Consider the following 20,564-nt stretch of genomic DNA (forward strand, 5'->3'; position numbering starts at 1 on the left):
CGTTACGCATGGCCAGGGAATTCCAACGCGGCCACAAGGCCAAGATCAGTGACCTGACCGCGGGCACGGACCTGTACGTAGGAGTACAGATCTCCGGCCCCGGACTGACCTTCGACATCAGCTGCTTCGGCCTCGACGCCGACGAACGGCTCTCGGACGACCGGTACTTCATCTTCTTCAATCAGCCGAAGTCCCCCGAGGACTCCATCCAGCTCCTGGGCGCGCAGTCGGGCGACACGGAGTCGTTCCGGGTCACGCTCGATCAGATTCCGTCGCAGATCCAGAAGCTGTCGTTCACGGCGACGATCGACGGCGGCGGCCAGATGTCGCAGATCGCCCCCGGCTATCTCCGTATCGTCGCCGGCGGCGAGGAAGTGGCGCGGTACTCGTTCGACGGCAGCGAGTTCTCCACCGAGCGTGCCGTGATGCTGGGCGACCTGTATCTGAAGGACGTCTGGCGGTTCGCCGCGGTCGGCCAGGGGTTCGACGGCGGTCTCGACGCCCTGCTGAAGAACTTCGGTGGCGAGGTCGCCGAGGAGGAGCCCGAGGCCGCTCCCCAGCAGCCGGCCATCCCGGCACAGTCCCCGGCGCCGGCCTTCGCCCCGCCCGCGCAGCCCGCACCGGCCCCTGCGTTCGGCGCGCCGCCGGCCCCCGCGCCCGCCCCGTCCGTCCACACCGCTCCGACCGTCGTCGGGACCACCCCGACCGCGCCCGCCGCGCCGACGAGTCCGCAGACGTTCACTCCTCCGGGTCAGACGTTCACGCCGCCCGGCGCACCTCCGGCGGGTCAGTACGCGCCACCCGGTGCACCCGCCGGTCAGTTCACACCCCCGGGCGCTGTCGCCGGCCAGTTCGCGCCCCCCGGTGCTCCCGGAGCCTTCCCCGGCCAGGCACAGCCCTTCGGAGGCGGCACCCAGCTCGCCCCCGTGCCGCCGGAGGCCAACGTCCGGGTCGTCCTGACGAAGTACGCGGAAGCCCCCGTCGGTGACCGCTGGACCGAGCAGAACACGAACCTGGTGCGGGCCACCCTCACCAAGGACGCCCCCATCCTCGCCAAGCAGGGCAGCATGGTCGCCTACCAGGGCGACATCGACTTCGCCCACAAGGGTTCGGGCCTGCTCGGCAAGCTCACCGGGGCGCTCACCGGGCAGGGCATGTCCCTGATGCGGTGCACCGGCAACGGCGAGGTGTTCCTCGCCGACGAGGCCAGCCGTGTCTTCGTGATCCGTCTCCAGGGCGAGCAGCTCTACACCAGCGCCCAGGGCGTGCTCGCCTTCGACGAGTCCCTGGACACCGAGGTCCGCCGCATCGAGGGCGCGGGACTGCCCGGCGGAGGCTTCTTCAGCATGCTCTTCTCCGGCACGGGCGCGGTCGTCGTCAAGACACGCGGGGTGCCCGTCGTTCTGCCCGTCGGCGCGGCCACCTATGTCGACGGCAACGCCGTCATCGCCTGGTCCGCCGGTGCGCAGGCGGTCACCACGACCTCGCTCAGGCTGCGCCGCTCCGGGTACGCCCGGCAGACCACCGAGGCCGTGAACCTCCAGTTCCGCGGCGCCCCCGGCAACTTCGTCGTCGTACAGCCCTTCGAGGTGTGAGGCCATGGACTCCCAGACTCTGAGTGCGCACCGCGCCGCCGCGACCGGCGTCCGCATGAGTGTGCACAGCTCCAAGACGCTCAAGGTCACCATGGTCACCGGGCAGGACCTGATCGCCAAGGCCGGCTCGATGATCGCCTACGACGGCTATGTGCAGTTCGACGGGGCGCCCGCGAGCCTGCGCCGCTCGGCGGAGGAGATGGTCTCCGGTGAGGGCGGCAAGCTGATGCTGGCCCGCGGCGACGGCGACCTCTACCTGGCCGACTACGGCGGCGACATCCTCGTCCTGCACCTGGGCGGCGAGGCCCTGTCGGTCAACGGCGCCACCCTGCTGGCCTGCGACGCCTCGCTGGACCTGGCCATCGAACCGGTCAAGGGACTCGCGAAGCTGTCCGGCTCCGGTCTGACCAACCTCGTCGTCAAGGGCACCGGCTGGGTCGCCCTGGTCAGCCGGGGCATTCCGATGGCCCTGGACTGCGCCGAACGGGAGACGTATGTCGACCCGGACGCGCTCGTCGCCTGGACCACCGGTCTGGAGATGAAGGCGCGCCGCACCATCAAGGCGAGCGCCCTCATCGGCCGCGGCAGCGGCGAGGCCTTCCAGATCGGCTTCAAGGGGCAGGGCTTCGTCGTCGTACAGCCGAGCGAGGACACCGGCGACCGATTCAAGATCCGGGGCTGAGGGGAGCACCAGGCACATCATGCACAGCACACTCTTCGCACACGTCCCGGTCGAGTCGACCGGGCGCTACACCCTGCAGAACCCGCAGCTCCTGAAGACCGACGTCACCCAGGGCAGCAGCCCCGTCCTCGCCCGACAGGGCGCCATGGTGGCCTTCGAGGGGCAGGTCGAGTTCGACAGCCAGTACCGCAACCGCAGCTGGCGCAACGTCGAGCGGATGACCGGCGAGCGCCTCGAACTCATGCGCTGCAAGGGCAACGGCATCGTCTACCTGGCCAACCTCGCCCAGCACCTGCACATCATGGAGGTCGGCCGCGGCATCACGGTCGACAGCTCCTACGTCCTGGCCTTCGACGGCTCCCTCGGCGTCGGCATCGTCGCCGTGGACAGCGCCGTCGAGGTGGCCGCCGCGGGCGCCTACAACCTGGAGCTGTCCGGCGCCGGCCAGGTCGTCCTGATGACCTCCGGCGAGCCGCTGGTGCTGGAGGTGGCACCGGACAAGAACGTCTGCGTCGACTCCGACGCCGTCATCGCCTGGTCCACGTCCCTGCGCACCCAGCTCCAGGCGCCCACCTCCACCTCCGGAGTGTGGCGCCGCAGGGGCACCACCGGCGAGGGCTGGGAGATGCACTTCGGCGGCACGGGCCATGTCCTGGTCCAGCCCAGTGAGCTGCTGCCGCCGCAGGGCCTGCGCAACGGCGGGATGCTCGGCCAGTTCGGCATGCGCGGCAACTCCCTCGGGGGCAGCAACAGCTAGCCATGCGTAAGGGGCGCCCGCCATGGCCGGGCGCCCCTTACCTGTGCGCTCACAGCCTCGCGCGGGTCGCTTCCAGCAGGCGTACGACCGAGTCGTCCGCCACGTCCGCCACCTCGTCGTAGGCGAACCACCGTACGTCGAGCGACTCGTCGCTGATCGTCTCCACGGCGCCGGACGGGGCGAGCGCCGCGTACTGGACGTCGAAGTGGCAGTGGCACGGCGGCGGGATCGGATGCCGGTCCAGGCGCACCGGACCGCCCGGCAGCAGCGTCAGGCCCGGGATGCCGGATTCCTCCGTCGCCTCGCGCAGGGCCGCCGCCTCCAGGGAGGTGTCGGCCGGCTCGCAGTGGCCGCCCATCTGGAGCCACATCCGCAACTTCTTGTGAAGGGTGAGCAGGACCTGCCCGCGTGACGGGTCGATCACCAGGGCGCTCGCCGTGATGTGCCCCGCGTGACAGGCCTTCCACACGCCGTCCGGGTGGGCCGCGAGATGATCCAGGTAGGTCCCGCGCAGCTCCTCCTGGTCCTCGTACCCCTTGAGTACGAGGACCGCGTCGTCATGGAGGCTCACTCGGTGTCGTCGTCCTTCTTCAGGTTCGGCTTCTCGTCGGAGCCGCTGTCCGCCTGGCCGAGCATCTTCTCCAGCTCGGAGAAGTCCAGCTGCTCGCGGTGCACGAAGCCGTCCGGGTCGTCCAGGTCGGACGCGGTCGGCAGCATGTCCGGGTGGGCCCACAGGCCGTCACGGCCGTCGACACCGCGCGCGTCGGTGAGCGAGGCCCACAGGCGGGAGGCGTCCCGCAGACGGCGCGGGCGCAGCTCCAGGCCGATCAGCGTGGCGAACGTCTGCTCGGCGGGGCCGCCCGAGGCGCGCCGTCGGCGCAGGGTCTCGCGCAGCGCGTCCGCGGACGACAGACGCGGCTTCGCGGCCGCGTGGACCACCGCGTCGACCCAGCCCTCCACGAGCGCCAGAGCCGTCTCCAGACGGGCCAGGGCCGCCTTCTGCTCCGGGGTGTCCTCCGGCTGGAACATGCCCTGCTGGAGGGCGTCCTGCAGCTGCTCGGGGTTCTGCGGGTCGAACTGGCCGACCACGTCCTCCAGCTTGGCGGTGTCGACCTTGATCCCGCGCGCGTACCCGTCGACCGCGCCGTACAGGTGAGAGCGCAGCCACGGCACGTGCGCGAAGAGGCGCTGGTGAGCGGCCTCGCGCAGGGCGAGATACAGCCGCACCTCGTCCTTGGGCACACCCAGGTCCTTGCCGAAGGCCTCGATGTTCGCCGGCAGCAGCGCGGCCTTGCCCACCGGACCCAGCGGCAGGCCGATGTCGGTGGACCCGACGACCTCGCCCGCGAGCACGCCGACGGCCTGCCCGATCTGGGTGCCGAACATGGCGCCGCCCATCGAGCGCATCATGCCGATCAGCGGGCCCGCCATGGCCTGCATCTCCTCCGGCAGGACGTCACCCATGGCGGTGCCGACCCGCTCGGCGACCGGGTCGACGAGCTCCTTCCACGCGGGCAGGGTCGCCTCGACCCACTCCGCGCGGGACCACGCCACGGCCGAGCCCGCACCGGACGGCAGCGAGGTCGCGTCGTCGAGCCACAGGTCCGCCAGGCGCACGGCCTCCTCGACCGCGGTGCGCTCGGCGGGGCCGACGCTCGCGTCCTTGGTGCCGTCCGCGGTGCCCTGGGAGACCGTCTGGCGGGCGATCTGCTTGGCCATGTCCCAGTTCACCGGGCCGCCCTCGTACGAGAGCATCTGGCCCAGCTGCTGGAAGGCGGCGCCCAGGTCGGTGGGGTTCAACGAACCGAACATGGCTGCGAGCGGATTGTCCGCACCGGGGCCGCCAAAGCCTCCGGCTCCGGGCAGACCGCCGAAACCGAACGGGTTGGCCGGTCCCTGACCACCACCGCTCTCCTGGTCCTTCTTCTTGCCCTCGTCGCCGTCGTCCGGCTCCTCCGGCGGAAGGCCGAATCCGAATGGGGTGTCACTCACGGGATTCCTCGGCTGGTAAGGCCACCGGTTGCCTCCGGCGGCGCGGCTGCCCGATAACACCCCCCAGCGTAGACACCGACGGCCGTTAGGGCCTCGGTGCTCCGCCGACTCTCCGCCTGCGGCAGGATGGATGCCACCTGGTACGTACGCGTCACTCGCGTTCCTACTGAAGACAACCGCTGGAGACGCCCGGTGAGTTCCCCTGATCCGCAGGTTCGCGCAGCGCGAAACCAGTCAACCAATCCCGCCACGCGCGGGCCAGTCGTCGCGGTCACCGGCGCCGCGTCCGGCATCGGAGCGCTGCTCACCGAGCGGCTGGCCGCGTCGGAGGAGATCAAGCAGGTCATCGCGCTCGACGAGCGGCGCGGTGAGTGCGCCGCGGCGCAGTGGCACATCCTGGACGTACGGGATCCGGCCATCGCGGAGAAGCTGCGTGGGGCCGATGTCGTGGTGCATCTGGCGCTCGACCTCGATCTGGAGACCGACCCCGCGGCACGTACGGCGTACAACGTGCGCGGAACGCAGACCGTGCTGACCGCCGCGGCGGCCGCGGGCGTGCACCGGGTCGTGCTGTGCACCTCGGCGATGGTCTACGGGGCGCTCCCGGACAACGAGCTGCCCCTCTCGGAGGACGCCGAGCTGCGGGCCACCGCGGAGGCGACCGGGGTCGGCGACCTGCTGGAGATCGAGCGGCTGGCCCGGCGGGCGCCTCGGGCGCATCCGGGGCTGAACGTCACCGTGGTGCGGCCCGCGGTGCTGGTGGGCGGAGGCACGGACACCGCTCTGACCCGGTACTTCGAGTCGCCGCGGCTGCTGGTCGTGGCCGGGTCCCGGCCCGCCTGGCAGTTCTGCCACGTCGAGGACCTGTGCAGCGCTCTGGAGCATGCCGTCCTGGAGAAGGTCGACGGGGAGCTCGCCGTCGGGTGCGACGGATGGCTGGAGCAGGAGGAGATCGAGGAGCTCAGCGGGATCCGCCGGATGGAGCTGCCGTCGGCGGTCGCGCTGGGGGCGGCGGCCCGGCTGCACCGGATCGGTCTGACGCCGTCTCCCGCGGGGGACCTGGCATACACGATGTACCCCTGGGTGGTGAGCGGCAGCCGGCTGCATGACGCCGGGTGGCGGCCGCGGTGGTCCAACGAGGAGGTGCTCGCGGTGCTGCTGGAGGAGGTCGCGGGGCGGCACACGGTCGCCGGGCGGCGGCTGGGCAGGAAGGACGCGACGGCGGCGGGGGCCGCTGGAGCGACGGTCGCTCTGCTGGGCGCGGCCGCGGTAGTACGGCGGGCTCGGAAGGCGCGGCGGCGGATCTGAGCGCTTCGTGGGGTGCCGCTTGAGACAGCAGGGCGGCTGCGGGGCAGTCGTGGCTGGTCGCGCTCACGCGGCGGAGCCGCACATCGACGCAGCCCCGCGCCCCTGACTGGGTGCACTGCAGGAGTCTCCGATCGTGCACACGCGTGTGCCTGGTGAAAGTTCCGTTCCGGGTCGGTCGGAGGCGTGCGGCAGGATGGACGCATGGCACCTACTTTCGACCACCCCGGTGAGCAGCCCGCACAGGACCCGATCAAGCTGATCGCCGTCCGGGACACCCCCCTCTCGCTCGACGAGGTCTTCCGGGCCGTGGGGGACGCCGCCGCCGGCGGGACCGCCCTGTTCGTCGGGACCGTCAGGAACCACGACGGGGGTGCCGACGTCGACAAGCTCGGGTACTCGTGCCACCCCAGTGCCGAGGCCGAGATGCGGCGGGTCGCGGAAAGGGTCGTGGCCGAGTTCCCCGTGCGGGCGCTCGCTGCCGTGCACCGGGTGGGGGACCTCGGAGTGGGGGATCTCGCCGTGGTCGTCGCCGTGTCGTGTCCGCATCGGGGCGAGGCCTTCGAGGCCTGCCGGAAGCTGATCGACGATCTCAAGCACGAGGTGCCGATCTGGAAGCACCAGACGTTTTCTGACGGTACGGAGGAATGGGTCGGCGCCTGCTGAACCCTTCCTCCACCCCTCCGGTTGCGTAACCGCACCCCTGCCGCGAGCGTTGTCTGTGCGGATGGTTAATCTGCTGATCAGTCAGTTTTCTGCGGTGGCTCAGTATGGGGTCGGGAGGTCGGCATGGGGGCACTCGTCTGGTTGTTGATTCCGTTGTTGGCCGCGGTCGTCGCCGGGCTGTGGGGCAGCTGGGCCAACCGGACCCAGAAGGCCCGCAGCGACGGCCCCGAGCTCGACGGGTACGCCCGGTTCCGCGCCGCGATGGAGAAGTCGCACTCCGGCACCTGACGTCCTCGTCATGGCGGCGCCCTGACGAGGGTCCGACAGGAGCGTCCCGTACTGTCGTGCCATGCCACGCCGCACCGCGACGATGCTCGCCTCCACCCTGATGCTGATCGCGCTCCTCTGCGCGGGAGTCTTCATCAAAGTGCCTTACGCCGAGATGTCACCGGGCCCCACGGTGAACACCCTCGGCGACCACGGCGGCGAGCCGGTGCTGCAGATCTCCGGGCGCAAGACGTATCCGACGAGCGGCCACCTGAACATGACCACCGTCCGGGTCACCAGCGCCGACTACAAGATGAACCTCGTCGAGGCCGTCTACGGCTGGCTCGCGCACGACAACAAGGTCGTGCCGCACGACACCCTCTACCCTGACGGCAAGACCGAGGAGCAGTCGACCCAGGAGAACGCCGAGGAGTTCAGCCAGTCCCAGGAGAGCGCCAAGGTCGCCGCCCTGAAGGAACTGGACGTCCCGGTGCAGTCCTGGGTGATCGTCTCGACCGTCGTCAAGGACTCCCCGGCCGAGGGCAGGCTGCACGCGGGCGATGTCATCAAGGCCGTCGACGGTACGGCCGTGAAGGCGCCGGGCGATGTCGCGAAGCTGGTGACGAAGCACAAGCCGGGTGAGGACGTCGTCTTCACCGTGGTGCCCGCGAAGGAACAGGCCGCCGCCGAGAAGGCGAACCGGCCCGCGACGAAGACCGAGAAGGTCACGATCACGACCAGGGCGTCCGACGACGAGGGAGAGAAGCGCGCCATCGTCGGGATCGCCGCCGGGACCGACCACACCTTCCCGTTCACCGTCGACATCAAGCTCGCCGACGTCGGCGGCCCGAGCGCCGGTCTGATGTTCGCGCTCGGCATCTACGACAAGCTCACCCCGGGCAGCCTGACCGGCGGCAAGTTCGTCGCCGGGACCGGCACGATCGACGACGACGGCAAGGTCGGCCCGATCGGCGGCATCGAGATGAAGACGGTCGGCGCGCGCGACAAGGGCGCCCAGTACTTCCTGACGCCCGCCGACAACTGCGCGGCCGCCGCCAAGGACACCCCGGGCGGGCTCACCCTGGTCAAGGTGAAGACCATCGACGACGCCCTCGGCGCACTCAAGGACATCCGCGAGGGCCGCACCTCCGACCTGCCGAAGTGCACGGCCAAGAGCTGACCGGCACGCGCGCGTACGACGACGGGGGCGCCCCTCGCACCGAGGGCGCCCCGTCGTCGTTCAGTCCGCGAAAGTCGCCGAAAGGGCCTCCGCCAGGCCGGGCACCAGGTCGCGGCCCGTGAGGACCTCGGTCGGGGAGTCCTTCTCGCGCAGCCGCAGGGCCGAGTCGCGGGTGCCGTCGCGCAGGACCGCGACCGTCATGCGGACCTCCTGACGGTCCGGGTGCTCGGCGACCCACTTCGCCAGCTTGCCCTCGCTCAGCCCCTGCGGGACGGACGCCTCGGCGGACGGCGGCAGCATCAGCCGCTCCACGGTGAGCGCGCAGCCGACGACCGCGTCGGGCCAGGCGATGGTGCCGAGGAACTCGTCGAGCGGCTTGCCCTTGGGAATCTCCTCCTGCTCGATGGGGGTGAAGCCCGAGGGTGCCTGCGCGTCCTCCAGACCGAGCTGGCTCGCGAGAGCGGGTTCCTGGGCGCGCAGCCGGGCGGTGTCTACGAGGGCGAAGAGGCGGGCGGGCTGGTCCCAGCCGAGGCCGGAGGCGTACTCGTCGATCTCGAGTACGGCCCGGGTGAGCGGGCTCGCCGCCATGGGGGTGTTGGACATAGTCACAATCCTGCCTCGTTCGTCACCTGAATCGGGAACCGAGTAAACGGTGAGTAAGTTGCATAGGTGTGGGCCCACGATCACGGGGGGCCACCCAGGGCCCGCGAACACGAGGGCCTGACGGATCGACAGCGAACTTCGAGGTGCGCACCTTGGCTTTCCAGATGCCGGACCGCGGCGGAGGCCCGACAGGGCCGCGGATGAGAGTGGGCCGCCCGTCCCGGCGTGCCAGGACCCTGCTCATGACGCTGGGCGTCCTTGCCGTCCTCGGCATGGCGTTCACCATGTTCGCGGGCTTCTGGACGGACTGGCTCTGGTACCGCTCGGTGAACTACTCGTCCGTGTTCACCACCACCCTGTGGACCAAGATGGGGCTGTTCTTCGTCTTCGGCCTGCTGATGGCCCTCGCGGTCGGCTTCAACATCTGGCTGGCCCACCGGCTGCGCCCGCCGCTGAGCGCCATGTCGATGGAGCAGCAGAACCTCGACCGCTACCGGATGGGCATCGCGCCGTACAAGAAGTGGCTGCTGCTCGGGATCGTCTCCCTGGTGGGCCTCATCGCCGGTGCCTCCGCCTCCAGCCAGTGGCGGACCTGGCTGATGTGGGTCAACGGCGTCTCCTTCGGCCAGAAGGACCCGCAGTTCCACCTCGACATCTCCTTCTACACCTTCGACCTGCCCTGGTACCGGTTCCTGCTCGGCTTCGGCTTCGCCGCCGCGATCCTCTCGGTGATCGCTGCCGCGCTGACGCACTACCTCTACGGCGGTCTGCGCATCACCTCTCCCGGCGCGCGGGCCACGGCCGCGGCGACCGGGCACTTGTCCGTACTGCTCGGCATCTTCGTCGCCCTGAAGGCGGTCGCGTACTGGCTCGACCGGTACGGCCTCGCGGTCAAGTCCAGCGACTTCAAGGCGACCGACAGCTGGACGGGCCTCAGGTACGTCGACGCGAACGCCTACCTGCCGGCCAAGACGATCCTGTTCTGCATCGCGGTGATCTGCGCGCTGCTGTTCTTCGCCACCCTGTGGCGGCGCACCTGGCAGCTGCCCGTGATCGGCTTCGGCCTGATGGTGCTCTCGGCGATCCTGATCGGCGGGCTCTACCCCGCGATCGTCCAGAAGTTCCAGGTCCAGCCGAACGAGCAGGCGAAGGAAGCGCCGTACGTCGAGAAGAACCTCAAGGCGACGCGTGAGGCGTACGACATCGACGACGCCTCGGTGAAGGAGTACGACGGCAAGTCCACCACGACGGACAAGACCAAGCTGCGCGACGACGTCGACGCCACGGCCAGCATCCGGGTCGTGGACCCCAACGTCGTCTCGCCGACCTTCCAGCAGCTCCAGCAGATGCGGAACTACTACGCGTTCCCGACCAACCTGGACGTCGACCGGTACAGCAAGAACGGCAAGGATCAGGACACGGTCATCGGGCTGCGTGAGCTGAACCTCGCCGGCATCCCGAAGAACAACTGGATCAACGACCACTTCCGCTACACCCACGGTTACGGCGTGGTCGCCGCGAAGGGCACCGAGGCCGACGCCGAGGGCCGCCCGGTCTTCACCGAGTCCAACCTGCCCTCCCAGGGCGACCTCGGGACGTACCAGCAGCGCGTCTACTACGGCGAGAAGACCACCGAGTACTCGATCGTCGGCGGTCCCCAGAAGGAGATCGACTACTCCGACGACTCCGGCGAGAAGACCTACAGCTACAAGGCCAAGAGCGGGGTCAACCTCTCCAACCCGGTCAACCGGGCCGCGTACGCGGTGGCGTTCAGCGAGCCGCAGATCCTCTACTCCGGAGCGATCGGCGAGGGCTCGAGGATCCTGTACAACCGCACGCCCAAGCAGCGCGTCGAAGCGGTCGCCCCCTGGCTGACCATCGACGGCGACGCCTATCCGGCGGTGGTGAACGGCAAGATCCAGTGGATCGTCGACGCGTACACGACGACGAACGGCTACCCGTACTCCTCGCGCACGACCCTCGGCGACACCACGGCCGACTCGCTGACCGCGACGAACAACCAGCGCGCGGTCGTGGCCCAGCAGAACCAGGTCAACTACATCCGCAACTCGGTGAAGGCGACGGTCGACGCGTACACCGGCGAGGTCAAGCTCTACCAGTGGGACACCAAGGACCCGGTCCTCAAGACCTGGATGAAGGCGTTCCCGGGCACGGTGGAGCCGAGGAAGGACATCTCCACCGACCTGATGGCCCATCTGCGGTACCCGCAGGACCTGTTCAAGGTCCAGCGTGAGCTGCTGGCCCGCTACCACGTCGAGGACGCGGACACCTTCCTCAGCGGCAGCGAGGTGTGGCAGGTGCCGGACGACCCGACCAACAAGTCGGGCGACGCCGTGCCGCCGTACTACCTGAGCATGAAGATGCCCGACCAGAAGGCGCAGGCGTTCTCGCTCACGACGACGTTCACGCCCAACGGCCGGGACAACCTCAGTGCGTTCATGTCGGTCGACGCCGAGGCGGGCACCAGCGACTACGGCAAGATCAGAATCCTGAAACTGCCGACCAACACCACGGTCAACGGGCCCAAACAGGTGCAGAGCCAGTTCAACTCCGAACAGGACATCGCCGAGACCATCAGCCTCCTCAACAGAGGCGACTCCAATGTGGAGTACGGCAATCTCCTGACGGTGCCGCTCGACGGAGGACTGCTCTATGTGGAGCCGGTCTACGTACGCGGTGGTGGACTCAAGTACCCGCTGCTGCGCAAGGTGTTGGTGACCTACGGAGGCAACACCGCCTTCGAGGACACCCTCGACGAAGCGCTGAACAAGGTGTTCGGAGCGGACGGTTCGACCACTAAGCCACCGGGCGACGGCGGTGACACGACCAAGCCGCCGCCGACCTCCACCAATCCGACGGTCCAACAGGCGCTGGACGACGCCCAGAAGGCCTTCGACGCCGGCCAGGAAGCCCTGAAGAAGGGCGACTGGGAGGCGTACGGCCGGGCCCAGGAGGATCTGAAGGACGCGCTCAAGCGCGCCGAGGACGCGCAGGCCACGGCGGACAAGGGCAGCGGCAGCAGCGCGAAGCCCAGCGCCAGTCCGAGCCCCCGGAGCAGCCCCAGCGGCTGATCGGCCGCTGGTCAAAGGCCCACCCCGCGCCGTGATACGGTTGCAACACAACGGCGCGGGGTGGAGCAGCTCGGTAGCTCGCTGGGCTCATAACCCAGAGGTCGCAGGTTCAAATCCTGTCCCCGCTACTGCAATCGAAGGCCCGGATCCTGAAAAGGATCCGGGCCTTCGTGATGTGCGAACGCATGTGCCGAGAAACCGACGGCCCTGCCGCCGGGGGCAGTTGGCGGGAACTGTGTTTCACTTGTCGTTCTGTGGGCATGTCGACAAAACGCTGAAGTGACCTCACTGGCTGCGGTATACCAGGTGTACCCAGGTTGCAGGTGGTGCGACGATGGACGTTATGGGGGACAAGGCAACTCTGTTCGAGACAGGGCGTTTTGTGCAACCTTCCGGGCGGGACGGGGCCGGGGAGGCGGCTGACGACGCCGCCGAGGAGGTCCGGCAGCGCCTGGCCGCCGAAGCCGGCGACGTCGAGGCGATGAGCGTCCTCGGCGCCCTCCTGCTGCGCCGCGGCGACCTCGACGGAGCCGAGCCCCATCTGCGTGCCGCCACCGCCGCCGGCGACCGGGCCGCCGCCAACAACCTCGGCGTGCTGCTGCACCAGCGCGGATACGCCGACGACGCCGCCGGCTGGTGGCGGATCGCCGCCGTCGCCGGGTCCGCCGCGGCCGCGCACGCGCTGGGGCGCCACCATCGTGAGCGGGGCGACGAGCCCGCCGCCGAGTACTGGCTGCGCCAGTCCGCCGAGCAGGGGCACGCCCTGGGCGCCTACGCGCTCGCCGACCTGCTGGAGCACCGCCAGGACGCGGGCGCCGAGCAGTGGATGCGGATCGCCGCCGAGCGGGGGCACCGCGAGGCCGCCTATCGACTGGCCCGCGCGCTCGACCGCCGGCTGGGCCCTGAGGGGGACGTCGGGGACGACCACGGGGCCGGGGCCGAGGCCGAGCTGTGGTACCGGCAGGCCGCCGCGCGCGGACACCGGCGTGCGGCGCTGCATCTCGGGGCGATCCTGGAGCGGCGCGGCGCGCTCAAGGAGGCCGGCCGCTGGTACCTGACGTCCGCCAAGGACGGCGAGGCGCGGGCCGCCTGCGCCCTCGGGTTCCTGCTGCGGGACGCGGGTGACACCGAGAGCGCCGCCGTGTGGTGGCTGCGCGCCGCCCAGGACGGCGACGGCAACGCGGCCAACGCGCTGGGCGCCCTGCACGCCGAGCGCGGCGAGCCGCAGACCGCCGAGCGGTGGTACCGGGCGGCGATGGACGCAGGCGACGACAACGGCGCGTACAACCTCGGGCTGCTCTGCGCCGAGCAGGGGCGGACCGCGCAGGCCGAGCAGTGGTACCGGCGGGCCGCGTACGCGGGACACCGCGAGGCGGCCAACGCGCTCGCCATCCTGCTGCTCCAGGGCGGGGACACGTCCGGGGCCGAGCCCTGGTTCTCCAAGGCCGCGGAGGCCGGGAGTGTGGACGCCGCGTTCAACCTCGGCATCCTGTTCGCCGGACGCGGGGAGGAGGCCGTCGCCCTGCGGTGGTACGAGCGGGCCGCCGCCGCCGGGCACACCGAGGCCGCGCTCCAGGTGGCCATCGCCCGACTGCGGGAGGGGGACGAGGCCGGCGCCGAGCGGCACCTGCGGTGTGCCGCGGGAGGAGGCAGCGCGGAGGCCGCGTACCGGCTGGCGACCGTGCTGGACGCCCGGCGCCCGCCGGCGCCCGAGCACTCGCTCGGGGAGCCGGTGCACGAGGAGAAGAGCGAGTGCGAGGAGTGGTACGAGCGGGCGGCCTCCCAGGGGCACCGCCGCGCGCAGGTGCGGGTGGGCATGCTCGCCGCCGCCCGGGGTGACGTCGTGGAGGCGGCCCGGTGGTACCGGGAGGCCGCGGAGGCGGGGTCCCGAAACGGGGCGTTCAACCTGGGGCTGCTGCTCGCCCGGGAGGGGAGCGAGCCGGAGGCCGCCGTGTGGTGGGCCCGCGCTGCCGACGCGGGGCACGGACGGGCGGCGTTGCGGTTGGCCCTGGTCTACGCGCGTCGGGGAGAGCTGGCCGAGGGACAGCGCTGGGCCGACCGGGCGGTGGCCCTCGGACCTGCGGAGGTCTCCGAGCGGGCGGCTCGACTGAGGGACGCGTTGCGCGAGGAGCTGTCGGCGTAGTGGGCGCTGTTCGGGGCCGCCCTCGAACAAGCGATTTGCCTCTGGCCTTCCCCTTCACGTAACGTTGCATTCAACGGCGCGGGGTGGAGCAGCTCGGTAGCTCGCTGGGCTCATAACCCAGAGGTCGCAGGTTCAAATCCTGTCCCCGCTACTGAAGGCCGAAGGCCGGAATCCGAAAGGGTTCCGGCCTTCGGTGTTTTCAGGGGCGGTGGCCCACCGCCTCCTCGTACAGCGCCCTGTCCACCGTCTTCGACTCCAGGGCATCGCCCTCCGCCGCGCCCTGCGCCCTGTACGCCGCCTGCGAGCGGTCCGTGGTGCCCGCGCGGATCTCCCAGTCCAGGGCGGCTGGGGGCAGGGCGCATGCCTCCCGAGAGGGTCGCCGGGTAGGCGTCGGCGAAGTCCGCGAGGCTCATGCGGGCCGGTGCGGACGGACTTCCAGTCGTAGATGCCGTAGTCCTGGAAGATCACGGCCGCCGGGCGGGGGGTGGACGTACGGATCTCCAGGGCGCACGCGCTCGGGCGGAGCAGGCCCGCCTCGATGCGCGGCAGCGTCGACTTGCCCCACCCCGAGGGGCCGACCAGGCGGACGAACTCGCCCGGGGCGACGCTGAGGTCGAGGGGGCCGAGGGCATCTGCGGAGAGGGGTGGCTGCACGAAGATCTGACGGCCCGTCAGGTTCAGGAAGTCCAGGGACCGCGCGAAGGGCTGTGGGCAGCGCGAAGCCCCGGCGTCCGCGAGGATGCCGGGGCTTCGGTGAAGGCTGTTACGCCGCCGCGCAGTTCGGGCACACGCCCCGATACGTCACCTCGACGCCCGAGACGGTGAAGCCGAATCGCTCCGAGTCGGGGAGCTCGGTCAGCGGGTCGCCCGTGGGGTGCACGTCCCGGATGGCGCCGCACTGGGCGCAGACCAGGTGGTGGTGCGGCCGGTGGGCGTTCGGGTCGTACCTCTTGGCGCGCTTGTCGGTGGCGACTTCGAGCACCTCGCCGAGGGAGACCAGCTCGCCCAGCGTGTTGTAGACGGTCGCCCGGGAGATCTCGGGCAGCTTGGCCACGGCGCGTGCGTGGACCTCGTCGGCCGTCAGGTGGACGTGTTCGCCGTCGAGGACCTCGGCCACGACGCGCCGCTGTGCGGTCATCCGCCAGCCGCGGCCGCGCAGTCGTTCCAGAAGGTCGCTCATGCGCACCAGCCTAACAGCTGGAGACCAGAATCCGAATGGGTGTGAGTTTGGAGGGCTACTCGAATTGGATTGAGTCTAATGCGGTGAACCGGTGGTGGCCGGCACGCGCTGCGGCGCCGGTGCCCAGCAGCGGATGATGTCGCGGACCGAGACGATGCCCGTGGGCTCGCCGTGGTCCAGCACGATGAGATGCCGGAAGCCGCCATGGGTCATCGCCTGCGCGGCCTCCTCCAGGGTCCAGGTCGGGGTGGCGAAGACGACGTCGGTGGTGGTATGGGCGTGGACGCACTCCGTGTCCGGGTTCTGGCCCAGTCCTACGGAGTTCAGGATGTCGCGCTCGGTCAGAATGCCGGTGCCGGTGCCGTCGGGATCGAGGACCACGGCCGCGCCCACCCGACGGGCGGACATCAGGGCGGCGGCCTGGCGGAGCGTGTGGGCGGGGCCGATGGTGAGGACCACCGTGCTCATGGCGTCGCGGACGAGCATGGGTTCGCAGTCACCTCCTGGGGAACCAATGAGTTCGTTCATTGGTTCACAAGTTCACAAATGAGGGTCCCCTTAGAGTCGCAGGTAAAGCGAGGGTCAACAAGGGGGCGCGCACAGCCGATTGAGGGCGTGCGCGCTCATCTGTGAACCCCTAGTAGCGCTCGTTGAGATAGCCCAGGAACTCGTCGTGGAGCAGGCCGTTGGAGGCGGCGGCGTTGCCGCTGTGCGGGCCCGGGCGGCCGTCGAGCCCGGTGAAGGTGCCGCCGGCCTCCGTGACGACGATCGCGTTCGCGGCCATGTCCCAGAGGGAGAGCTCCGGTTCCGCGCAGAGGTCGATCGAGCCCTCGGCGACCATCATGTACGGCCAGAAGTCGCCGTACGCGCGCGTGCGCCACACCTCGCGGGTCAGGTCCAGGAAGCCGCCCAGGCGGCCCTGGTCCTCCCAGCCGGTGAGGGAGGAGTAGGCGAAGGAGGCGTCCGAGAGCTTGCCGACCTGGGAGACGTGGAGGCGGGACGCGGAGGTGAGGCTGCGGCCGCTGAAGGCGCCGTGGCCCTTCGCGGCCCACCAGCGGCGGCCGAGGGCGGGGGCGGAGACCACGCCGACGACGGGCCGGTAGCCGCCCTCCGCCGCCTCCATCAGGGAGATCAGGGTGGCCCAGACGGGAACCCCTCGGACGTAGTTCTTGGTGCCGTCGATGGGGTCGATGACCCAGCGGCGCGGGCCCGTGCCCTCGACGCCGTATTCCTCGCCGAGGATGGCGTCGCGGGGGCGGGCGCGCTTGAGGTGGTTGCGGATGAGTTCCTCCGCCGCCTTGTCCGCCTCGCTGACGGGGGTCATGTCCGGCTTTGTCTCGACCTTGAGGTCCAGTGCCTTGAAGCGGTCCATGGTGGTCGCGTCGGCCGCGTCCGCGAGGACGTGGGCGAGGCGGAGGTCGTCGAGGTAGTCCGGCATGCTGCGAACGGTATCTGCCGCTGTCGGTACGGGGCCAGCGGGGCGGGGGTGCGGACCGTGGGGTGGGTCCGTGGGGCGGGTGCGTGCCGGTGGGGCCGGGTTTCGCGCCGGCCCGCCTGGGGCGGGCGCCGCCGCGCGCGCCTCTTCGTGCCCGCGTGACCCCTTGACAGTGCTTCCCCGCGCGTCAAATCTGGGCGCAGGGCTGCTTGCTCCCTGGGAGGCGATGATGCCTGCTGCGCGGGAATCGCTGCTGGATGCCGCTTACGCGGCGTTGGCGCGTCGGCCGTGGTCCGCTGTGCGGATGGTGGATGTCGCGGTGACGGCCGGAGTGTCCCGGCAGACGCTGTACAACGAGTTCGGGAGCAAGGAAGGGCTGGCCCGCGCGCTGGTGAGACGGGAGGCCGACGGGTATCTCGTCGGCGTCGACCGGGCGCTCACCTCGCACGGCGACGCCCGGGAGCGGCTGACCGCGACCGCCGAGTGGACCACCGCCTCCGCCCGGGAGAACGCGCTGGTCCGGGCCATGCTCACCGGCTGCTGGAGCGAGCGGCTGCCCTCGCCCACGCTCTCGGCGGTGCCGTCCTCCTCGGCCGTGCCGGCGCAGCGCCGGGCCGACGGAGCGCTGCCGTCACCGGGCGACTTCGTGGCACTGGTGCGCGACCGTGCCGTCTCCGTCCTCGCCGGACCCGGCGTCCACAAGGCGGACGTCCCCGACCTCGCCCGCTCCTGCGAACTCGCCGTCCGGCTCGCCCTGTCCTGCGTGGCGGCCCCACCGGGTGAGGGCGGGGTCGCGGACCTGGTGCGGGGCGCGCTGCACCGGCAGCCGGTGTGACCGGTGGTTCCGGAGTGACCGGTTGACTCCGGGTCTGACCGGTGCCTAGTGCTGTGAGCCCGAGAGCTGGAGCCCGATCACCCCGATGATCACCAGGCTGATCGAGACGATCTTCAGCGTCGACACCAGGTCGTCGAGGAAGATCATCCCGTAGATCGCGGTGCCCGCCGCGCCGATGCCGGTCCACACCGCGTACGCGGGGCCGACGTCCAGCTTCTTCAGGGACAGGGTCAGCAGGCCGAAGCTGCCGAGGGCGAAGATGCAGAAGGCCACGGTCGGCCACAGCCGGGTGAAACCGTGGGAGAGCTTCAGGCACACGGCGAAACCGGTCTCCAGCAACCCGGCCACCACCACCAGCAGCCACGCCATGTGCTGTCCTCCCGTATGTCCGGCCGCATGCCCGGCTCGGTGCGAGTATGCACTTACCGAACTCGCGTACAGCCAAACAACGCGGAGGTCAGTCGCCCTCCGTCCGCTCCCGCGTCGACAGCAGCCGTCGCAGGGAGTACAGCCGGGCCGGATCGGCGTGGCCCTCGGCCACCCACGCGTCCAGCGCGCAGTCCGGCTCGTCATGGCTGCACGCCCGCGGACAGTTCTCGGTCCCGGGTTCCAGGTCGGGGAACGCGTGGATCACCCGGGACGGATCGACGTGGTGCAGACCGAACGACCGCAGGCCCGGGGTGTCGATCACCCAGCCGTCGTCGCCCGCCAGAGGCAGCGCCAACGCCGATGTCGTGGTGTGCCGGCCGCGGCCCGTCACCGCGTTGACATGGCCGGTCAGGCGCCTGCGGTCCTCCGGGACCAGCGCGTTGACCAGGGTCGTCTTGCCGACGCCCGAGTGCCCGACGAACGCCGTGATCTTGCCGTCGAGCTGCTCGCGCACCCGGTCCACCGCGGCGCCGCTCTCCAGCTCCTCGCGACTGGTGACGACGTAGGGGATGTCCAGGTCGCCGTAGAGCTCCAGGAGTTTGTCCGGCGGGGCCAGGTCCGACTTGGTCATGACCAGGAGCGGGGTGAGCCCGCCGTCGAAGGCCGCCACCAGGCAGCGGTCGATGAGACGGGGGCGGGGTTCCGGATCGGCGAGGGCCGTGACGATGGCGAGCTGGTCCGCGTTGGCGACGACCACCCGCTCGTAGGGATCGTCGTCGTCGGCCGTGCGGCGCAGGACCGAGGTGCGCTCCTCGATGCGGACGATCCGCGCGAGGGTGTCCTTCTGGCCGGACAGGTCGCCGACGAGGGCCACCCGGTCGCCGACGACCGCCGCCTTGCGGCCCAGTTCGCGGGCCTTCATGGCCATGACGATCCGGTCCTCGACCAGGACGGTCAGCCGGCCCCGGTCGACGGTGAGGACCATGCCCCAGGACGCGTCCTCGTGCTTGGGCCGGATATGGGTGCGCGGCCGGTTGCCCTTGCGGTTGGGGCGGCTGCGGATATCGTCCTCGTCGGTGTGCTTGCCGTAGCGGCGCATGGCGTGTGTCCCCTACGCCTTTTCGCTCCCGAGCATCCCGCTCCACAGGTCCGGGAAGTCCGGCAGGGTCTTGGCCGTCGTGGCGACGTTCTCGATCTGTACCCCCTCGACCGCGAGGCCGATGATCGCGCCGGCCGTGGCCATGCGGTGGTCCTCGTAGGTGTGGAAGATCCCGCCGTGCAGCCGGCGCGGGCGGATGTGCAGGCCGTCGGCCGTCTCGGTGACGTCACCGCCGAGTTCGTTGATCTCCTTGGTGAGCGCGGCCAGCCGGTCCGTCTCGTGCAGACGCAGATGGGACACCCCGCGCAGGGTGGAGGGGGAGTCCGCGAGGGCCGCCACGGCCGCGATGCCGGGGGTCAGTTCGCCGACCTCGCCGAGGTCGGCGTCGATGCCGTGGACCGCACCCGAACCGGTGAACACCAGGCCGTACTCGGTGAGTTCGCAGGAACCGCCCATCTCGGTGAAGATCTCGCGCAGCCGGTCACCGGGCTGGGTGGTGCGGGCCGGCCAGTCCGGGATCACGACCTTGCCGCCGGTCACCAGGGCGGCCGCCAGGAACGGCTGGGCGTTGGACAGGTCGGGCTCGACGGTGAGGTCCCGGCCCAGCAGGGCGCCCGGCGTGACCCGCCAGACGTTCGGCTCGCCGCCCGACTCCGGGGTGTCCACCTGGGCGCCCACCGCGCGCAGCATGTCCACGGTCATCCGGATGTGCGGCATCGAGGGCAGTGCCGAGCCCACGTGCCGGACCTCGACACCCTGGTTGAAGCGCGGGCCGGACAGCAGGAGCGCCGAGACGAACTGGGACGACGAGGACGCGTCGATCTCGACCGGTCCGCCGTCCAGGGCGCCGCCGCCGTGCACGGTGAGCGGCAGCGCGCCGCGGCCGTCGTCGTCGATCCGCGCTCCGAGGGCGCGCAGGGCGTCGATCACACCGGTCAGGGGGCGCTCGTACGACCTCGGGTCGCCGTCGAAGCGGATCGGGCCGTCGGCCAGCGCGGCGACGGGCGGGAGGAAGCGCATGACGGTGCCCGCGTTGCCGACGTCCACCGTGGCGGGGCCGCGGAGGCCGGCCGGCAGGACCCGCCAGGTCTCACCGGTGCCGTCGGGGCCCACTCCCTCTTCGATGCCCACGCCCATCTCGCGAAGGGCCGCCGCCATGAGGAGGGTGTCGCGGGAGCGGAGGGGGCGGCGCAGCCAGCCCGGCTCGCTGGCGAGGGCGGCCAGGACGAGAGCCCGGTTCGTGACTGACTTCGACCCCGGTACGTGGACCGTCGCGTCGACGGCTGCGCTCGCGTGGGGGGCGGGCCAGAGGGCGGTGTCTGAGGGGTTCGAAGCCATGGGGCCACTTTAGTAGGGGGTCGTGT

At 70.8% G+C, this 20,564-nt stretch carries 19 protein-coding genes, 2 tRNA genes and 2 pseudogenes; 12 read left to right on the plus strand and 11 right to left on the minus strand.

Annotation, left to right across the window (positions count from 1 at the left end; translation table 11 throughout):
• Window positions 1–8 precede the first annotated feature (8 nt).
• The 3 genes from H293_RS0120890 to H293_RS0120900 are packed head-to-tail and all read left to right on the plus strand — an operon-like array spanning window position 9 to window position 3,034.
• Window positions 9–1,595, plus strand: a complete 1,587-nt coding sequence (locus tag H293_RS0120890; protein ID WP_020119798.1) for a TerD family protein — start codon at window positions 9–11, stop codon at window positions 1,593–1,595.
• A 4-nt stretch (window positions 1,596–1,599) separates the two neighbouring features.
• Window positions 1,600–2,277 carry an AIM24 family protein gene (locus tag H293_RS0120895; protein WP_020119799.1) on the plus strand — a complete coding sequence of 226 codons (678 nt, stop codon included), beginning with the start codon at window positions 1,600–1,602 and terminating at the stop codon, window positions 2,275–2,277.
• A 19-nt stretch (window positions 2,278–2,296) separates the two neighbouring features.
• A complete protein-coding gene (locus H293_RS0120900) occupies window positions 2,297–3,034 on the plus strand; it encodes an AIM24 family protein (RefSeq protein ID WP_020119800.1) in 738 nt (245 codons plus the stop codon).
• 49 nt (window positions 3,035–3,083) lie between these two features.
• Here H293_RS0120900 and H293_RS0120905 read toward each other — a convergent pair whose 3' ends face one another.
• On the minus strand, window positions 3,084–3,605 hold the full coding sequence (locus H293_RS0120905) for an NUDIX hydrolase (protein ID WP_020119801.1): 522 nt from the start codon (window positions 3,603–3,605) through the stop codon (window positions 3,084–3,086).
• Complete coding sequence (locus H293_RS0120910; RefSeq protein ID WP_020119802.1) at window positions 3,602–5,026, minus strand: zinc-dependent metalloprotease; 1,425 nt, start codon at window positions 5,024–5,026, stop codon at window positions 3,602–3,604. Before H293_RS0120910 ends, H293_RS0120905 begins: the two co-directional genes overlap by 4 nt.
• Window positions 5,027–5,218: 192 nt before the next feature.
• On the opposite strand from H293_RS0120910, the gene H293_RS0120915 reads away from it, so the two are divergent.
• From H293_RS0120915 to H293_RS0120930, 4 genes are all read left to right on the plus strand, one after another.
• The gene (locus H293_RS0120915; RefSeq protein ID WP_020119803.1) at window positions 5,219–6,334 is read left to right on the plus strand and encodes an SDR family oxidoreductase; all 1,116 of its coding nucleotides are present in this window, start codon (window positions 5,219–5,221) and stop codon (window positions 6,332–6,334) included.
• Between the two features lie 201 nt (window positions 6,335–6,535).
• Window positions 6,536–6,997: a molybdenum cofactor biosynthesis protein MoaE gene (locus tag H293_RS0120920; protein ID WP_020119804.1), complete on the plus strand. Its 462-nt coding sequence runs from the start codon at window positions 6,536–6,538 to the stop codon at window positions 6,995–6,997.
• 123 nt (window positions 6,998–7,120) lie between these two features.
• Window positions 7,121–7,285 (plus strand): hypothetical protein, encoded by a 165-nt coding sequence (locus H293_RS59225; protein WP_020119805.1) that lies wholly within the window; start codon window positions 7,121–7,123, stop codon window positions 7,283–7,285.
• A 61-nt stretch (window positions 7,286–7,346) separates the two neighbouring features.
• The gene (locus H293_RS0120930) at window positions 7,347–8,444 is read left to right on the plus strand and encodes a YlbL family protein (RefSeq protein ID WP_020119806.1); all 1,098 of its coding nucleotides are present in this window, start codon (window positions 7,347–7,349) and stop codon (window positions 8,442–8,444) included.
• A 60-nt stretch (window positions 8,445–8,504) separates the two neighbouring features.
• On the opposite strand, the gene H293_RS0120935 is transcribed toward H293_RS0120930, so the two are convergent.
• Window positions 8,505–9,047, minus strand: a complete 543-nt coding sequence (locus tag H293_RS0120935; RefSeq protein WP_020119807.1) for a PPA1309 family protein — start codon at window positions 9,045–9,047, stop codon at window positions 8,505–8,507.
• A 164-nt stretch (window positions 9,048–9,211) separates the two neighbouring features.
• Here H293_RS0120935 and H293_RS0120940 point away from each other — a divergent pair, with 164 nt between their 5' ends.
• The 4 genes from H293_RS0120940 (at window position 9,212) to H293_RS0120955 (ending at window position 14,433) form a co-directional block, all read left to right on the plus strand.
• The gene (locus H293_RS0120940) at window positions 9,212–12,139 is read left to right on the plus strand and encodes a UPF0182 family membrane protein (protein WP_078612635.1); all 2,928 of its coding nucleotides are present in this window, start codon (window positions 9,212–9,214) and stop codon (window positions 12,137–12,139) included.
• A 54-nt stretch (window positions 12,140–12,193) separates the two neighbouring features.
• Window positions 12,194–12,267: transfer RNA gene (locus tag H293_RS0120945), tRNA-Met, on the plus strand.
• 206 nt (window positions 12,268–12,473) lie between these two features.
• Entirely contained in the window at window positions 12,474–14,282 is a 1,809-nt protein-coding gene (locus H293_RS0120950) for a tetratricopeptide repeat protein (protein ID WP_028808051.1), read from the plus strand.
• Between the two features lie 77 nt (window positions 14,283–14,359).
• Window positions 14,360–14,433 (plus strand) — tRNA-Met (locus H293_RS0120955).
• A 48-nt stretch (window positions 14,434–14,481) separates the two neighbouring features.
• On the opposite strand, the pseudogene H293_RS61995 reads toward H293_RS0120955, so the two are convergent.
• From H293_RS61995 to hisN, 5 genes and pseudogenes are all read right to left on the minus strand, one after another.
• Window positions 14,482–14,634 (minus strand): annotated as a pseudogene (locus tag H293_RS61995) (ABC transporter substrate-binding protein); the annotation flags it as partial.
• Between the two features lie 4 nt (window positions 14,635–14,638).
• Window positions 14,639–14,972: pseudogene (locus tag H293_RS54990) on the minus strand (ATP-binding cassette domain-containing protein); the annotation flags it as partial.
• Between the two features lie 73 nt (window positions 14,973–15,045).
• Window positions 15,046–15,462 carry a Fur family transcriptional regulator gene (locus tag H293_RS0120960; RefSeq protein WP_007384586.1) on the minus strand — a complete coding sequence of 139 codons (417 nt, stop codon included), beginning with the start codon at window positions 15,460–15,462 and terminating at the stop codon, window positions 15,046–15,048.
• A 75-nt stretch (window positions 15,463–15,537) separates the two neighbouring features.
• A complete protein-coding gene (locus H293_RS0120965; RefSeq protein WP_020119810.1) occupies window positions 15,538–15,948 on the minus strand; it encodes a CBS domain-containing protein in 411 nt (136 codons plus the stop codon).
• Between the two features lie 151 nt (window positions 15,949–16,099).
• Window positions 16,100–16,900 (minus strand): histidinol-phosphatase, encoded by an 801-nt coding sequence (gene hisN / locus H293_RS0120970; protein WP_020119811.1) that lies wholly within the window; start codon window positions 16,898–16,900, stop codon window positions 16,100–16,102.
• A gap of 223 nt (window positions 16,901–17,123) precedes the next feature.
• Between hisN and H293_RS0120975 the strand changes: the two genes are divergently transcribed.
• Window positions 17,124–17,732, plus strand: coding sequence for a TetR/AcrR family transcriptional regulator (locus H293_RS0120975; RefSeq protein WP_033415528.1), 609 nt, complete (start codon window positions 17,124–17,126; stop codon window positions 17,730–17,732).
• 45 nt (window positions 17,733–17,777) lie between these two features.
• Here the strand turns inward: H293_RS0120975 and H293_RS0120980 are convergent, their stop codons facing one another.
• The 3 genes from H293_RS0120980 to aroA form a co-directional block, all read right to left on the minus strand.
• The gene (locus H293_RS0120980; protein WP_007384590.1) at window positions 17,778–18,101 is read right to left on the minus strand and encodes a DMT family transporter; all 324 of its coding nucleotides are present in this window, start codon (window positions 18,099–18,101) and stop codon (window positions 17,778–17,780) included.
• An 88-nt stretch (window positions 18,102–18,189) separates the two neighbouring features.
• Window positions 18,190–19,200 (minus strand): ribosome small subunit-dependent GTPase A, encoded by a 1,011-nt coding sequence (rsgA, locus tag H293_RS0120985; RefSeq protein WP_020119813.1) that lies wholly within the window; start codon window positions 19,198–19,200, stop codon window positions 18,190–18,192.
• 12 nt (window positions 19,201–19,212) lie between these two features.
• The gene (gene aroA / locus H293_RS0120990) at window positions 19,213–20,538 is read right to left on the minus strand and encodes a 3-phosphoshikimate 1-carboxyvinyltransferase (RefSeq protein ID WP_020119814.1); all 1,326 of its coding nucleotides are present in this window, start codon (window positions 20,536–20,538) and stop codon (window positions 19,213–19,215) included.
• Window positions 20,539–20,564 lie beyond the last annotated feature (26 nt).

The organism is Streptomyces canus 299MFChir4.1, assembly GCF_000383615.1.
GTDB lineage: Bacteria > Actinomycetota > Actinomycetes > Streptomycetales > Streptomycetaceae > Streptomyces > Streptomyces canus_C.

Bases quoted from the DNA above. Each gene is read 5' to 3' on its own strand.
- H293_RS0120890 (WP_020119798.1), top strand. From the start codon at position 9: ATGGCCAGGGAATTCCAACGCGGCCACAAGGCCAAGATCAGTGACCTG.
- H293_RS0120895 (WP_020119799.1), top strand. From the start codon at position 1,600: ATGGACTCCCAGACTCTGAGTGCGCACCGCGCCGCCGCGACCGGCGTC.
- H293_RS0120900 (WP_020119800.1), top strand. From the start codon at position 2,297: ATGCACAGCACACTCTTCGCACACGTCCCGGTCGAGTCGACCGGGCGC.
- H293_RS0120920 (WP_020119804.1), top strand. From the start codon at position 6,536: ATGGCACCTACTTTCGACCACCCCGGTGAGCAGCCCGCACAGGACCCG.
- H293_RS59225 (WP_020119805.1), top strand. From the start codon at position 7,121: ATGGGGGCACTCGTCTGGTTGTTGATTCCGTTGTTGGCCGCGGTCGTC.
- H293_RS0120930 (WP_020119806.1), top strand. From the start codon at position 7,347: ATGCCACGCCGCACCGCGACGATGCTCGCCTCCACCCTGATGCTGATC.
- H293_RS0120935 (WP_020119807.1), bottom strand. From the start codon at position 9,047: ATGTCCAACACCCCCATGGCGGCGAGCCCGCTCACCCGGGCCGTACTC.
- H293_RS0120940 (WP_078612635.1), top strand. From the start codon at position 9,212: ATGCCGGACCGCGGCGGAGGCCCGACAGGGCCGCGGATGAGAGTGGGC.
- H293_RS0120950 (WP_028808051.1), top strand. From the start codon at position 12,474: ATGGACGTTATGGGGGACAAGGCAACTCTGTTCGAGACAGGGCGTTTT.
- H293_RS0120960 (WP_007384586.1), bottom strand. From the start codon at position 15,462: ATGAGCGACCTTCTGGAACGACTGCGCGGCCGCGGCTGGCGGATGACC.
- H293_RS0120965 (WP_020119810.1), bottom strand. From the start codon at position 15,948: ATGCTCGTCCGCGACGCCATGAGCACGGTGGTCCTCACCATCGGCCCC.
- hisN (WP_020119811.1), bottom strand. From the start codon at position 16,900: ATGCCGGACTACCTCGACGACCTCCGCCTCGCCCACGTCCTCGCGGAC.
- H293_RS0120975 (WP_033415528.1), top strand. From the start codon at position 17,124: ATGATGCCTGCTGCGCGGGAATCGCTGCTGGATGCCGCTTACGCGGCG.
- H293_RS0120980 (WP_007384590.1), bottom strand. From the start codon at position 18,101: ATGGCGTGGCTGCTGGTGGTGGTGGCCGGGTTGCTGGAGACCGGTTTC.
- rsgA (WP_020119813.1), bottom strand. From the start codon at position 19,200: ATGCGCCGCTACGGCAAGCACACCGACGAGGACGATATCCGCAGCCGC.
- aroA (WP_020119814.1), bottom strand. From the start codon at position 20,538: ATGGCTTCGAACCCCTCAGACACCGCCCTCTGGCCCGCCCCCCACGCG.